General features: G+C 62.9%; 17 protein-coding genes. 11 read left to right on the forward strand and 6 right to left on the reverse strand.

Annotated elements, in window-relative coordinates; genetic code table 11:
• The first annotated feature begins 3 nt into the window (after positions 1 to 3).
• Positions 4 to 660 (forward strand): TetR/AcrR family transcriptional regulator C-terminal domain-containing protein, encoded by a 657-nt coding sequence (locus tag GJB56_RS09630; protein WP_113684156.1) that lies wholly within the window; start codon positions 4 to 6, stop codon positions 658 to 660.
• Here the strand turns inward: GJB56_RS09630 and GJB56_RS09635 are convergent.
• Positions 646 to 966 (reverse strand): AzlD domain-containing protein, encoded by a 321-nt coding sequence (locus tag GJB56_RS09635; protein ID WP_047890052.1) that lies wholly within the window; start codon positions 964 to 966, stop codon positions 646 to 648. The two genes, GJB56_RS09630 and GJB56_RS09635, sit on opposite strands and share 15 nt — an antisense overlap.
• Positions 963 to 1658 (reverse strand): AzlC family ABC transporter permease, encoded by a 696-nt coding sequence (locus tag GJB56_RS09640; protein WP_205318859.1) that lies wholly within the window; start codon positions 1656 to 1658, stop codon positions 963 to 965. The genes GJB56_RS09635 and GJB56_RS09640 overlap by 4 nt, the downstream gene beginning before the upstream one ends.
• A 64-nt stretch (positions 1659 to 1722) precedes the next feature.
• On the opposite strand from GJB56_RS09640, the gene GJB56_RS09645 reads away from it, so the two are divergent.
• The 3 genes from GJB56_RS09645 (at position 1723) to GJB56_RS09655 (ending at position 3214) form a co-directional block, all read left to right on the forward strand.
• Positions 1723 to 2295: a helix-turn-helix domain-containing protein gene (locus GJB56_RS09645; RefSeq protein ID WP_113684158.1), complete on the forward strand. Its 573-nt coding sequence runs from the start codon at positions 1723 to 1725 to the stop codon at positions 2293 to 2295.
• Positions 2296 to 2396: 101 nt separating this feature from the next.
• A complete protein-coding gene (locus GJB56_RS09650; protein WP_019748817.1) occupies positions 2397 to 2810 on the forward strand; it encodes a VOC family protein in 414 nt (137 codons plus the stop codon).
• Positions 2811 to 2839: 29 nt separating this feature from the next.
• On the forward strand, positions 2840 to 3214 hold the full coding sequence (locus GJB56_RS09655; RefSeq protein ID WP_113684159.1) for a VOC family protein: 375 nt from the start codon (positions 2840 to 2842) through the stop codon (positions 3212 to 3214).
• Positions 3215 to 3219: 5 nt separating this feature from the next.
• On the opposite strand, the gene GJB56_RS31355 is transcribed toward GJB56_RS09655, so the two are convergent.
• Positions 3220 to 3384 (reverse strand): hypothetical protein, encoded by a 165-nt coding sequence (locus tag GJB56_RS31355; protein ID WP_019748819.1) that lies wholly within the window; start codon positions 3382 to 3384, stop codon positions 3220 to 3222.
• Positions 3385 to 3672: 288 nt separating this feature from the next.
• On the opposite strand from GJB56_RS31355, the gene GJB56_RS31905 reads away from it, so the two are divergent.
• From GJB56_RS31905 to GJB56_RS09685, 7 genes are all read left to right on the forward strand, one after another.
• The gene (locus GJB56_RS31905) at positions 3673 to 3801 is read left to right on the forward strand and encodes a hypothetical protein (RefSeq protein ID WP_021333694.1); all 129 of its coding nucleotides are present in this window, start codon (positions 3673 to 3675) and stop codon (positions 3799 to 3801) included.
• Positions 3785 to 4288: a tail fiber domain-containing protein gene (locus tag GJB56_RS09660; protein ID WP_113684160.1), complete on the forward strand. Its 504-nt coding sequence runs from the start codon at positions 3785 to 3787 to the stop codon at positions 4286 to 4288. The genes GJB56_RS31905 and GJB56_RS09660 overlap by 17 nt, the downstream gene beginning before the upstream one ends.
• A gap of 10 nt (positions 4289 to 4298) precedes the next feature.
• Complete coding sequence (locus tag GJB56_RS09665) at positions 4299 to 6272, forward strand: helix-turn-helix domain-containing protein (protein ID WP_113684181.1); 1974 nt, start codon at positions 4299 to 4301, stop codon at positions 6270 to 6272.
• 106 nt (positions 6273 to 6378) lie between these two features.
• Positions 6379 to 7668 carry a hydroxymethylglutaryl-CoA reductase, degradative gene (locus tag GJB56_RS09670; protein ID WP_195849596.1) on the forward strand — a complete coding sequence of 430 codons (1290 nt, stop codon included), beginning with the start codon at positions 6379 to 6381 and terminating at the stop codon, positions 7666 to 7668.
• A gap of 5 nt (positions 7669 to 7673) precedes the next feature.
• Positions 7674 to 8642: a hydroxymethylglutaryl-CoA lyase gene (locus GJB56_RS09675; protein WP_113684161.1), complete on the forward strand. Its 969-nt coding sequence runs from the start codon at positions 7674 to 7676 to the stop codon at positions 8640 to 8642.
• A 61-nt stretch (positions 8643 to 8703) separates the two neighbouring features.
• Positions 8704 to 9210, forward strand: a complete 507-nt coding sequence (locus GJB56_RS09680) for a hypothetical protein (protein WP_019748825.1) — start codon at positions 8704 to 8706, stop codon at positions 9208 to 9210.
• Positions 9207 to 10589 (forward strand): tripartite tricarboxylate transporter permease, encoded by a 1383-nt coding sequence (locus GJB56_RS09685; protein ID WP_113684162.1) that lies wholly within the window; start codon positions 9207 to 9209, stop codon positions 10587 to 10589. Before GJB56_RS09680 ends, GJB56_RS09685 begins: the two co-directional genes overlap by 4 nt.
• Before the next feature lie 59 nt (positions 10590 to 10648).
• Here the strand turns inward: GJB56_RS09685 and GJB56_RS09690 are convergent, their stop codons facing one another.
• The 3 genes from GJB56_RS09690 to GJB56_RS09700 form a co-directional block, all read right to left on the reverse strand.
• Complete coding sequence (locus GJB56_RS09690; RefSeq protein WP_230091164.1) at positions 10649 to 12061, reverse strand: GGDEF domain-containing protein; 1413 nt, start codon at positions 12059 to 12061, stop codon at positions 10649 to 10651.
• Between the two features lie 80 nt (positions 12062 to 12141).
• Positions 12142 to 12825, reverse strand: coding sequence for a dethiobiotin synthase (gene bioD / locus GJB56_RS09695; protein WP_113684163.1), 684 nt, complete (start codon positions 12823 to 12825; stop codon positions 12142 to 12144).
• The gene (locus GJB56_RS09700; RefSeq protein ID WP_019748828.1) at positions 12822 to 13967 is read right to left on the reverse strand and encodes an 8-amino-7-oxononanoate synthase; all 1146 of its coding nucleotides are present in this window, start codon (positions 13965 to 13967) and stop codon (positions 12822 to 12824) included. Before GJB56_RS09700 ends, bioD begins: the two co-directional genes overlap by 4 nt.
• Positions 13968 to 13988 lie beyond the last annotated feature (21 nt).

Here is a 13988-nt window from a genome sequence, read left to right on the forward strand (position 1 = left end):
CAAGTGCAGTTGCGACGCGGCGACGTGCTGGACGGCGCCATGGCGATACTCGACGAGTTCGGACTTGCCGACCTCACGATGCGCAGGCTCGCAACGTCACTGGGTGTCCAACCCGGCGCCCTGTACTGGCACTTCCCGAACAAGCAGACCTTGCTCGGTGCGGTCGTCGACAAGATCCTCGAAGACCTCGACACCCCCGTAGACGCAGACACGTGGCAAGAGGCGTATTCCGAACTGGCACACAGACTTCGGTCTGCCCTGCTGACGCACCGCGACGGCGCCGAGTTGGTCAGTGCCACCTTCGCCTCGCGGATGACAAGCAGCAAGGTGCGCGAGCACTTCGTACACGCCGGCGAAGAATCCGGGCTATCACGCGAGCATGCCCAACTCGCGGCGTACGCCCTGCTGTACTACGTGCTCGGCCACACCGTCGACGAGCAGTCCCGAGCACAGATGGAAGAAATGGGGGCACTTACCCGAGCACCCATTTCCCCCGACTCCCCCGAGGTGATCGGCGGCGGTTCCGACGAGGACCTCCTCGACGGCGATCCGACAGTGCGCTTCCAGTTCGGCCTGGACCTGTTCATCGACGGCATCCGCACTCGCCTGAATTCGACCACACATTCAACGCGCACCGAATCGGCTCTACGACACCCCTGACAGCCGTAGTAATGCAGTAGTGCCGGCCGCGGCAATCACCACTAGTACCAATGGCGCCTTGAACCAGGCGCAGATGCCTCCGGCCACCACACCGAGCATCCGCGCCGGCCCTGCAACGTCATGCCCGATGAAGATCGTCGATGTCGCAACCACTGCAAGCAGCAGCACCACGACAGCACGATCGAGGGTTTTCTCGGCAAAGCTCGAAAGCTTCACCCGAGCGCGGAGCAGAACGCCACTTGCCCGCAAAGCGTAAGAGCCGCAAGCGAACACAACAATACCGATCCAGACCGACGCGGTATTCATCGAACCTTCTCCCGGAACGGTATCGTCACTGCGATACTCAGCAGCGCTACGAGCGGCGCGGTACCGGGCGGCAGGAACGGCGACGTGGCCACCGCGACTGCTGCACCGATCAGGGCGGCAAGCAGCGTCACCTTTTCCTTCAGCGCAGGCAGGACAAGGGCCAGAATGACAGCCGGAAACGCGGCATCCAATCCCAACGCGCCGGGGTCTCGGACGACGCCGCCGAGCAGCCCGCCCAGCAGCGCTCCGATCGGCCACGACACCGCGATCCCGATTCCACAGAACCAAAAAGCCGCACGCTTGCGCTCCACCGATTCCTGCGCCATGGCGACCGCGACGCTTTCGTCGTTGACCAGGTGCGCGCCGACCATACTGCGCCAGCCTGAATCTTTGTAGCGACCCCTGCCGAGAAATGATCCTGCCGACATCCCGTAGGCGAAGTTACGTGAGTTGATCAACAAGCCCGCCACAACAGCAGCGGTGGCACTGCCTCCGGCTGCGATGATTCCGATGAACAAGAACTCCGAAGACGCTCCCAGAACGAGTACAGCCAACGCCGAAAGCTGCCACAACGAGAAACCAGCCGATCCTGCCGTCACACCGTAGGACACACCGACGATGGCCACGGAGAGCCAGATCAGCACGCTCACCCGAACCGTGTCTCGATCAACTGTTCGCCATAAAGAACGCATGTATTCTATGTTGAACGAAATGACACCGTTCGTCAAGTAGAACGACCGATCGGAGAATCGAACGATGACCAGTAATGAAACGGATACAGCGGAGACTCCTCAGAAACTGGTCGCCGTCGCACTCAAACGCGAACGTGCCCGAGCAGGCTTGAGCCTCTCGGAGGTGGCGCGGCGCGCCGACATCGCCAAATCCACACTCTCCCAACTCGAATCCGGCCTCGGGAACCCGAGCCTCGAAACACTGTGGGCACTCGGCAACGCGTTGGGTGTGCCGTTCTCACAACTCGTCGACTCGCAGGCACAGACCGTTCAATTGATTCGAGCCGGAGAAGGTCCCGCAATTGCTTCGGCAAACGCGTCGTACATCGCGACGCTCTTGGCGCCGAGCCCACCGAACGCACGACGTGATCTGTATCGGATAGTCGCCGAACCGGGCGAGCCGCGTATTTCGACTCCGCATGCGCGCGGCACCACCGAACACGTTGTGATCGGCACCGGGCGAGCGGAGGTCGGGCCCACTGCAGATCCGATCGAGCTCGGCCCGGGCGACTATCTCGCTTATCCCGGTGACGAGGAGCATATCTTTCGGGCGCTCGAACCAGGGACGACGGCGACCATGGTGTCGGAACACATCTGAGCCGCGATGAGTTTCGCCGCTGCGGGAAGTCTGTATCTGGGAGGTGATGTGGCCAGAGCCTCGATTGCCGACGACAGTAACGACCGACAGCAGGAGGACCCATGTCCGGATCCAGCATCAGCAGCATTTTGCTCTCGAGCACCAACCCCGAACGCTTGCGCGACTGGTACGCCGAGGCGTTCGCCCCGAAGGTCGACCGGACTCCCGGTGACCCTGGCTACGACGTCCTCGACTTCAACGGTTTCTACGTAATGCTCGACAGACGCGACGATGTCGGTGAGACCAACCCCCAACCGGGTCGCATGTTCCTCAACGTCGAGACCGACGACGCCCGGTCGATCGCACAGCGCATCGACGCACTCGGCGGAAACTGGCACGCTCCGCTCGAAGTCCGCGGGGGCAGTTTGTTCGCCACCGCGATCGACCCCGACGGAAACTACGTTCAGATCATCGAGTTCAGCGAGGAAGCCAGGGCCGACATGGAATCCGGAATGACGGATTCCCAACCCACCTAGTCCGACAACAGCTAGGAACGGAGACAGTCATGCTTGCGGACACCAAAGCATTCAGCGGATTTTCGGTGACAGACATCGATGCTGCAAAGAAGTTCTACGGCGAAATACTCGGGCTGAAAGTGACCGATGAAGACATGGGGCTGATTCGGCTACAACTTGCCGGCGGAACCGAAATCCTCGTCTATCCCAAACCGAATCACGAAGCGGCGACGTACACGATTCTCAACTTCGTCGTCGACGACATCGACACAACCGTCGATCAACTGACCGCACGTGGCGTGGAGTTTCTGAAATACGACGGATTCCCCCAGGATGCGCGAGGCATCATGCGTGGCAACGGCCCCGACATCGCGTGGTTCACCGATCCAGCCGGCAATGTTCTGTCGGTAATCAAGGAGTCCTGACGCGCTTAACCGCTGAACAGCTGTGACTGCCGCTGTTCAGCGGTGTCGGTGTTCGAGCGTTCTGCTGCCGCAGTTTCACGCTCGGCCGCCAGTTGCTCGGCGCTTTTTGCGTCGACAACGGGCTCCGACGCACTGAGGTCGGAAAACAAGCCATTGCTCGATTCGTTCACATGCCACCCTTTTGCCTGGTCATCGTTGCCGCGCGCAGATAAACCTGCGTTAGAGATCGGTCGATGGCTACTTGATTACTGCCGCCCGTACGGCGCCGACAAGGCGCCGATGACCCAGCAGTTCTTGACCCAGTGTTGCACGCCTGTGTTTTCCACGAGAAATTCGGTCCAGACGGGTTGTCATCGCCCGCACGGCGGAGCAATGTGAAAGATGAGCGCGGAGCAGGTCGGCAGCACTTTCGTCGGACACCTGGCCCCTCAATTCACCGCACAATTTTTGGAGGAATCATGTTGGGAATTGCTTTGGGCCTCGGCAGCGCTGCTGTCGGAATCGGCCTCGGACTACTGGGCGCGGGAGCGGGAATACTGCTGAGCGACAAGACCGTCAAAACTGCGCGACGTGACCTCACTGCCTGACGAGGGCGAGCGCACTGACTATTTGGGCACTCGGGTCAACGCGGCGATGCGCCACCCAGCGCAGTGGGTGCTCTCGCACGCCACGCGTCGCCGCGGCGTGGACACAGACGCAGCCGTTCCCACCAGTGCCCAGGACGTGCTCGACCGGCTGACGGCTCTCCGAATCAGCACGTGGAGTTACGGTTTCGACCACAAGTCGATCCGTCATCTCGGACCGATGGCACAGGATTTTGCCGCAGTCTTCGGCCTGGGGTCCAACACCCGTCGGATCTCGGCCGTCGATGCAAACGGCGTCTGCATGGCGAGCATTCAAGCATTGAACCGCAAAGTTCTCGCCCTCGAGACAAAGGTCAGCGCGCTCGAGAAGGACATGGACAGGCTGCACGAAGAACTGGGAGGCACGGGCACGGATCGAAATGCATTAGAAGCCAACAACAGTCACACATCCCCGCCGCTCGACGAGTTCGGTAGGTCCGCAGGTCTGTAGTTTGTTCGGTGTGACCGCCCCTGATTCAGACTCCGACTCAGAACCCAACGAGATTGCCGCACTGTTCGACGTGACGTCCGACTCCGTCGGTGACGAACATGTCGAACAGGTACTTTCCGAATTCGGCCTCGGCGCAACGGAGATCACGCAGACCGCGGCCCGCATCCGGGCCAGTCGGTCGGAATTTCGCCGACTGCGCCGTCGCGAGAACGAATTGGCGGTCCTCTACTCGAGTGCGCGTGAACTCGCGCAAGTTCGCGACGTGGACACTCTGCTCCAGCGACTCGTCAACCGAGCACACGACATCATGGGCACCGACGTCACGTACCTCTCCGAGTTCGATGTGGTCACCAGAGATCTGAATGTTCGAAAGACAGCAGGCGCCGTCTCGCCGGAGCTACAGCATTTGCAGGTTCCTGCCGGCGCGGGACTGGTCAGTGCGATTGCCGAATCTCGAGCAGCCCAATGGGTTCAGAACTACAGCGACTACACGCAGTCGCGTCATGACGAGGTGGTCGACGCCGCGATAGTCGCCGAAGGACTGGTGGCGATTCTCGGCGTGCCGATGCTCTCGGACGGCCAGATCCTCGGAGTTCTGTTTGCCGCCGACCGCCGGGAACGACGATTTACTGCCGATCAGATAGCCCTGCTGTCGGCGCTGGCGGATCATGCCTCGGTGGTCCTGCAAACCGCGCGGGCGCTCGACCGCGCCGAGGAATCCGCCGCCGAGACCGGGCGAGCACTCGACGAACTGCGTGAGCACGTGTCCGCGCGCGACAAATCGAACATCGTCCACCAGGATCTGATCCACGCCGTTCTCCGTGGCGGCGGATACGCCCAGGTTGCACGAACCCTCAGCAGCGCACTCGAGCGCGGCACCGTCGTGGTCGACAGTGAGCTACGCCCTCTGGTCAAATCCTCGGGCGAGCAGATCACGACGGTGCCGTTGTCTCTACCTCGCGCCGTGTCCGAGGCCATCGACCAGAGTCGCCGAAGCGGCCGATGCACGTTTGTCGCCGATGACGGTGAAACCGTGATCCAACTCGTCAGCGCCATCACCGCCGGCGAATCATTCCTCGGGGCCATCTTGCTGAATCGTTCGGACGCGCCGATCGGACCTGTCGAACTCAGGACCGTGGAACGGGCCGCTCAGGTTACTGCGATCCTCGTGTTGCAACACACGGCGGCGGCAGCAGCGGATCGTCGCGCGCGTGACGAACTGGTCGCCGATCTGTTGAGCACTGCGCCCGAGCGCAGGCGCGATCTCGAACGTCGGACCCGCAACCTCGGCATCTCCCTCGGCGAACTCGATACCGTCCTCGTGGTGTCGGTTGCTCCGGAACTCCGCACCGCTGCGCTCCGCGCAATCGGGCAGAGTTTGCCGGTCGGGGCTTTGGCGTCGCAGCACGCCGGATTGATCGCGGTGGTCTCGCGCTCGGGGAACCCGGCAGCCGCGGCGACCGTCGTCCACCGCCAGATCACCGGTTCGGTGGGACCTCACGCCGTAGTGATTGCGCCGGCAACGGCGGAGCGTCCCGAAGACCTCCCGGCGCGCTTCACCTCTGCCCTGCGTACTGCTCGCCTGCTCTCGGCGTTGGGCAAGACCGACGGCGCGGTCACGACGGCGTCGTATCTGCCGTACACCGTTCTGTTCGGCGAAAATCCGGAATCACTTCATCAGTTCATCGACGACGTGATCGGCCCGGTACTCGCCTACGACCGCGACAAGGACACCGATCTGACTGCGACCCTGCGCGCCCTCGTGCGCAACGAAGGAAGCCCGACCAAGGCTGCCCGCGCCCTCAACTATCACCCGAACACCGTCATTCAGCGTCTCGAGCGCATCCGCACGCTCCTCGGTCACTCGTGGCGTGAAGACGAGAACTTCTTTCGGGTGTCCATGGCGACGAGGCTCGACGAGCTTCGGCAAGTGGGCGCCGAAGAGGCCGAGGGCGAGACCGTCGACAAAGACGGTGGTGCATGACACTACAATTTCGACCGATCGATGTGCCCTGAGCACGTGGCCTGGCAGCCATCACCCTCCCTACTGTGAAGCGGAGCACAGAATCACTTCAGGAGGACCACCCCCCGTGTCAATCAACAGCCGGTCTATCAATAGCCGTATCGCCAATTTCCGGTCCTACGATGTCGCCGCACGGCGCGCCGAGATCGTCCGCCAGACGGACCTGACCGAAGCAGACATCGCGGTCTACGACGCTGCCGACGGTCTCACCATCGATCAGGCCGATCGCATGGTCGAGAACGTAGTCGGTGTCATCGGCATCCCGGTCGGCGTCGCCACCAACTTCACGATCAACGGCACGGACTACCTGATCCCTCTCGCCACCGAGGAGCCGTCGGTAGTCGCAGCCGCGAGTAACGCTGCCCGCATCGCACGCGGACTCGGCGGCTTTCACGTCTCGAGCACCCCGCCGATCATGCAGGCCCAGATACAACTCGTCGACGTCGTGGATCCGGCGGCCGCCCGAATCCGACTCCTCGAGGCTCGCGAGGAAATCATTGCACTCGCCAACGAGCAGGACCCGAAGTTGGTCAGCGTCGGCGGTGGTGTGAAGGACATTTCGGTTCGCATCGTTCCTTCGGACAAGGCCACCTACGTGGTCCTCCATCTTCATGTCAACGTACGAGATGCCATGGGCGCCAACGCCGTCAACACGATGGCCGAGGCAATCGCGGATCGAGTCGCCGAGATCGGCGGCGGACACGTCGTCCTGCGCATTCTCACCAACAAGGCCGATCTGCGGCTGACGCGCGTGCGCGCCGTGTTCGACGCCGAATTGATCGGCGGCGCAGAGGTTGTGGACAACCTGATCCATGCCGCGCGCTTGGCGGAGCTGGATCCCTACCGCGCCGCGACGCACAACAAGGGCATCATGAACGGCATCAGCGCCGTAGTGCTGGCCACCGGAAATGACACGCGCGCAGTCGAAGCCGGATGCCACTCCCATGCAGTCAACGCCGACGGAATCTACTCCTCGCTCTCGCATTTCGAGAAGAATGCCGACGGAAACATCGTCGGCACCCTCGAGCTGCCCATGCCGGTCGGCCTCGTCGGCGGGGCCACCAAAGTGCACCCCGTAGCGCAGGCCGCAATCAAGATGCTCGGCGTCGAGAGCGCCGAGGAACTCGCCGGCATCATCCTGGCAGTCGGTCTGGCGCAGAACCTGGCCGCTGTCCGCGTTCTGGCCAGTGAAGGTGTCCAACGCGGACACATGGGACTGCACGCCCGCAACATCGCTGCCACCGCCGGAGCGCAGAAGAGCGAGATCGACGCCGTGGTCGCACGCCTGATCGCGGACAAGAGCATTCGCGTCGAACATGCCGAGAAGGTTCTCACCGAGATCCGCGGCGGAAACTGACGACAATGACCGAAACAGTTGCAGGATCACCAGTGTGGAAGCCGGCGCCTCATCGAGTGCCGGCGCCGGGACTACCGACCTCGGTCCGGATCTACGAAGTCGGGCCACGCGACGGACTTCAAGCAGAGACGGCGGTGATCCCGACCGAGACGAAAGCCCAGTTCATCGAACGCCTCGTCGCGGCCGGTTCCCGCACTGTCGAATTGACGAGCTTCGTCTCACCTCGATGGATCCCGCAACTCGCGGACGCGGAAGAATTGATGGATCGGCTGCACCTGCAGGACTCGGTACGTACGGTCGTTCTTGTCCCGAACCGCAAGGGTCTCGAGCGGGCCGTTGCCGCCGGAGCGCGCGAAGTTGCAGTATTCGTCAGCGCTACAGAGGAATTCGCTAGACGAAACCTCAACTCGACGGTAGACGGCGCTATAGCCGCGGCCACCGAGGTCACTGCCGCCGCAAGAGCTCTGGGACTTCCCGTCCGCGGCTACATCTCGATGTGCTTCGGCGACCCTTGGGAAGGCACTGTGCCCGTCGAACGTGTCGCCGACATCGCGAAGACCCTGGTCGACAGCGGTGTCACGTCACTCTCACTCGGCGACACCATCGGCGTCGGCACACCTGGCCATGTGCTCGCCTTACTCGACGCCCTCCGAGAACGTGGCATCCCCACATCGCAGATCGCCATGCACTTTCACGACACCTACGGCCAGGCGCTGTCGAACGTCTATGCGTCATTGACCGCTGGAGTATCCGAATTCGACAGTTCAGCAGGTGGTCTCGGACGGTGCCCGTACGCCAAGGGCGCGACCGGGAATCTCGCCACCGAGGATCTGGTGTGGATGCTCCACGGCCTCGGGATCGACACCGGCATCGACCTGGATTCCCTTACCGACACAAGTAGTTGGATGGCCGAACAGATCGGACACTCGAGTCCGTCCCGAGTCGTCACCGCCCTCCGCGCAGCACGTACCTGACACTCGCACGCAAGCCCCTCCCTGTACGACCCCCTGCCATGCATGACACTGGAGAAGACTGATGTCACCACCGCAGTCGGCAACGACGCCGACCACCACAACCGCGCCGACCGATCAGCAGACATACCTCGAAGTCTGGGGCGACACTGTCAACGGTCGACACCTCGCGATCTCCGTCGCAGTCGGCAGTGTCGTGGGCGCCTCGGCTCTGCTTGCGGCCCAGTCGCTGTTCGAACGGGTCGTCAGCGAACCCTCGTTGGCCCAGGCGTACAGCCTGCTGGTCGGGATCGCGGCCTGCCTGCTCGCCGGCGTCGTCTGCGGAATCTTCATCAAGCCGAAGCGGATAGTCGCCTTGGCCGCCGCCGACGCGGAGTCGATCGACGGTGTCATCACGACGATGAGTGAGCAGCGTCAGGGTCTGGGCACTCTCGCCGACATTCCGGAGCAGAGTCGACAGGAACTTCGCGAACTCGGTCTGTACGACCACTTCGCCGCTGCCGAGGCCGAGCACGCACAGGCCTCGAAGACATCGCCCTCGAACCCGCCGAAGGACGGTGGGCGCGCATGAGTTCGGTTCTGACCAACGAAATTCTCATCGCCGTTCTCTTCGGCATCATCGGTGCTGTCGCGTTCACGTTCATCGGATTGATCTCCGGCACGGACGAGACCGCCACCATCGCACCGCTGACTCTGCTCGTGATTCTGCTCGGCGCTCCCCCGGCGGCAGTCTTCACGTTCTTCCTCTCCGGTGCGATCGCCAAACACATGACGCATGCGGTGCCGACGATGCTGCTGGGCATTCCCGGCGACACGATGGCGATTCCGCTCTTGCCGGAAGCGCAGATGATGCGCTCACTCGGCATCCCGCACATCGCACTCCGCAAGGCGATCTCGGGAGCAGTGATCTCGGCGTTCGTCGCCGTGCCGGTTGCCGTCCTGTTCGCGACCATCCTCGCGCCGTTCGCCGACACCGTTCAGTCGATCGCACCGTGGCTGTTCCTGGTCGCCGCCATCGGCATCGCCTATGCCTCACCAGGCCGCTGGGCCGGGGTGGTCGCCCTCGTTCCGTTTGTCATCTTGATCCTCGGCGCCCGCGCGTTGACGTCGAATTACGATGTGTCGCTGAACATCAGCTACTTCCTGGCCATTGCGGTCGGGCCGCTGATCGCCGACCTCGCGCTGACCCTGGGGCCGTCGAGCCGCAAGGACATGGAACGCAGCGAACCCAAGACCGTCGCACTGGCCCCGGACATCAAAGGATGGACGGGATACTTCCCCAATCCTCTGAAGGTCCTCGATCGCAAGCAGATCGGTTACACCGCAGCCGCTTCCACGGTGTCGAGCGCAACGTTCGTTTTCAGCCCCGTCGCCATGACAGTTCTGATGGGTGAGCTGGTAGGTGCGCGGATCAAGAACGGATATCACCGACTGACCACCATGGTCTCGGCAAAGAACGGTACGACGGAATCCACCTACATCGCGGAAACCCTCATCCCTCTCGTGGCCTTCGGCCTTCCGCTCAGCCCGCTGGCAGCAGGTCCCGCGGCCCCTCTGTTCAACGCTCCGCCGGTCTTCGAGACCAATCAGGAAACCGGAGTGATCAACAATCTCTCCTCGTACCTGACGCAGTGGGAGTTCCTGCTCTACGGACTGCTCGCAGTGGTCACGGCAACGGTCATCGCGTACCCGTTTGCCATGAACTACGCGTACCGCGCTGCGTCAGCGGTGGCCAAGCACATCAGTCACGAAGCTGTGATCGCGGTGTTCACGGGACTGGTTGTGGTCATCAGCATCTGGGAGGGCGGCATCCTCGGGCTTCTGATCACCGTGACGGTCGGCCTGGTCGGTGGCCTTCTCGGGCGCCTGTTCAAGATTCACGGCGGTGTTCTGTTCATGGGTTACTACGTGGCGCTGTTCAGCGTTCCTGCCCTGATCAATCTGTTCTGATTCGCTGGATTCCACCAACACGCGCGGACCCGCAAGAATGTGGGTCCGCACGTGTTTCTTCAGCTACCGACCGTGAGAGCCACGGTTCGATTCCGGTCCAGCTTCTTCGCTCGGTACAACGCCTCGTCAGCGCAATCGACCAATTGCGTCAGGTCTGCGTCGCCGTGGGGTGAACATGCGACGCCGATGCTGACCGTCGGCCCGAGTTCACCCAATACCGCCGACGAATTCTCCGCTTGTGCGCGTCGAATCATCTCGGCCGTTTCGGTCGCACCCTCGAGATCGACGCCGGCCATCAGTACGACGAACTCCTCACCGCCCAACCGGGCGAAGAGATGCTTGTCATCGAGGTTCCGCCGCACCTGATCGGCAAAACTCACCAACGCGGTATCGCCGGCGCGATGGCCGAGGTTGTCGTTCACCATCTTGAAGTGATCCAGATCCATCATCAGGACGCTCACCGGACGACCAGAGTGGCGACGCGGATCGGGCGCACCCGTCACGCTGCCGCCTCGCCGCAAGAACTCGTCCCGGCGCAACGCACCGGTGAGATCGTCGTGGGTGACGGCCTGTGTGAGTGCCTCGAGCGCGCGGCGGCGCTCGAGGATCACACACGCCACCGCGATCGGCGCTACCGCCAGCAACGACAATCCGATCTGGACGGACGCACTGACGGGCGAGACGCCTTCGCTGGACAATCCGAGATGCCCGTCGGCCGTCAGTACCAACGTCCAGGCAGTTGATGCGGCGGTGAGCACCGACGTGACAAAGACATTGGTGAGCAAAGCGGCAGTCACCAGCGCCGGCATGGCAAACGCGATCGCTCCGGCGCCGCCGATCACCCACTCCAAGATGATGCAGATGGCCAGCAGCGCTGTCGGAACAACTGATCGACGCAGAAGTGTGGCAACAGCTTTCGGGTCTCGATCCACCCGCCGAAGCGAAGGGAAACTCAGCACCAACGGGACGATGGTCATGTAGTTGACGAACTCACTCGAGAACCAGAGCAACCAGCCGTCCCACCACTGCCCGCCGAACAGCACGCGGTTCGCGATTCCGCCCACGAGCGCCGCCATCGACGCGGCCACGACAGTCATCGACACGAGATAGCCGACGGACTGAATACTGGTCAGTCGACGATCGTCGCCGCCCACCCAGCGGAAGGCGTAAAAGCCACTCGCAACACCGACGATGTTGGCCGCGTTGAGCCACACCGTGGACTCCCACGCCCCGCCCGTGATGAGGTCGGCTCCAACGTAGCCGGCTGCAGCGCAGATCCAGGTGAGCGGTGTGGCCGAGCGCGGCGATCGAAAGAGAATCCCGAGAAGCAGCGCATTGGCCGGCCAGAAGACAGCAAGCGTGCCCGGTAGGCGGCTCAGAATTCCGACCAGGCACGAGGCGAAGACGACTACGCCGATAAGCAGTGCGCGACGTACGGCCGATGACGACAACGACTTTTCGACCGTGCTCACCACCTACATTCGGCTGACCTACTCACAATTCGCCCTACTGTGCCTTGGCTATCGATGCAGACAAATCGGATGTTACGGCGTCAGATGGCCAAAGGAGATTTACCGAGCGCGCCCGAAGCGGTCTGAGCAAACTCTTGGACACTCTCGCTGCCACTTCCCGCAGGCATCAACCCGAGAAGGGGAACACCACTGACCGAGACAAGATCCTCGCGATTGCACCTCTCGGCGAGGTCCGGTTCCTGCGGCCACGAACCGATCACCAACCCGGCGCATTCCACACCGGATGCACCCAGCGCTTCCACGGTCAGAGCGGTGTGATTGAGCGTGCCCAGGCCGGACGCAACCACCAGCACTACCGGTGCTGCCAGAGCTGCGGCGAGATCGCGCGCGGTGAACCCGTCCACCCCCAACCGAACCAGCAAGCCGCCGGCACCTTCGATCAGGGTCAAGTCGTGGGTGGTGTCCAGGTCGCGAGCAACTCGGACTACGTCGTCGAGCTCCAACAACGGGAGACCACTTCGACGTGCAGCAGTATCCGGCGCCAAAGGTTCGGGATACCGCGCCAACTCGACCAGCGTCACGCCGCCACCGGTCAGACGCTCGATCTCGGCCAGATCACCCGCACCGTCCACGTCGACGCCGGTCTGGGCCGGTTTGAGCACTGCAACCGACTTGCCCGACTGCAAGGCCACCGATGCCAATGCGGCTGTCACCACTGTTTTTCCGACGTCGGTCGACGTTCCGGTCACCAGGAGAATGCTCATGCTCGGGCACCGGCCAAGACGTCGCGCAGTACGAGAGCGATCTGCTCCATCTCAGATGCGGACAGCGTCGCTCGTGCGGTCAGACGCAGCCGTGACGTTCCTTCCGGAACCGACGGCGGGCGGAAGCAACCGACATGCAACCCCTGGTCCCGGCACGCCGACGCGGCATCGAACGCCCGTTGCGGATCGCCGAGAACGACCGAGACGACAGCAGATTCAGGCGACGGTGCACCGGTGACGTCGGCGAGTTCGGATGCCCGGGCCAGGACGTCGAGCGCTCGAGTCGGCTCGCGCTGGAGTACGGCGAGTGCAGCTCTGGCCGCGCCGACAGCGGCGGGAGCGAGACCGGTGTCGAAGATGAACGTTCTTGCCGCGTCGATGAGATGCGCGCGAATCTTGTTGTCGCCGAGTACAACTCCGCCCTGGCTGGCGAGCGACTTGGACAGCGTTGCCGTCACGACGACGTCAGGTTCACCCGCCAGGCCCGACTCGTGGACGAGTCCACGTCCACCGGCACCGCGCACACCGATGCCATGCGCCTCGTCGACCAGCAGGATCGCCCCGTACTCGCGGCACACCTGATGCATCTCCCGCAGCGGCGCGAGGTCTCCGTCGGCGCTGAAGACCGAATCCGTGACGACCAGCGCTCGCTCTTCCACTCTGCTGCGCAACGTGTCGGCGAGAAAGCTCACGTCCGAATGCGGAGCTACCGCAACCCGGGCACGTGACAGGCGGCAGGCATCCACGAGTGAGGCATGCGATCCCGCATCGGAGACGATCAACGATCCGGGACCCGAGAGCGCCGTCACCGCGCCGAGATTGGCTGTGTAGCCGGAAGAGAAGACCAGTCCGGAGTCCGCCCCGACGAACTCGGCCAGTTCGACTTCGAGCAGTTCGTGTTCGGTGGTGGTGCCGGTGACCAGACGCGAACCCGTGGCGCCCGCGCCCCAACGGCGCAGAGCCGCCGTTGCACCCTCGATCACGTCGGGGTGCCGCACGAGTCCGAGGTAATCGTTCGACGCCAGGTCGATCAACGGGGAGTCGACCGTGCGAGGACGGAGTTCGCGGCGCAGTCCAGCGGCCCTACGGTCCGCTTCGACGGCAGTGAGCCAATTCAGCGAGGTGTTCACTTTTCCGACCATACTTGAACACCGTTCAACTCA

Source organism: Rhodococcus sp. AQ5-07, assembly GCF_009707305.1.
In the GTDB taxonomy this organism is placed as follows: domain Bacteria; phylum Actinomycetota; class Actinomycetes; order Mycobacteriales; family Mycobacteriaceae; genus Rhodococcus_F; species Rhodococcus_F erythropolis.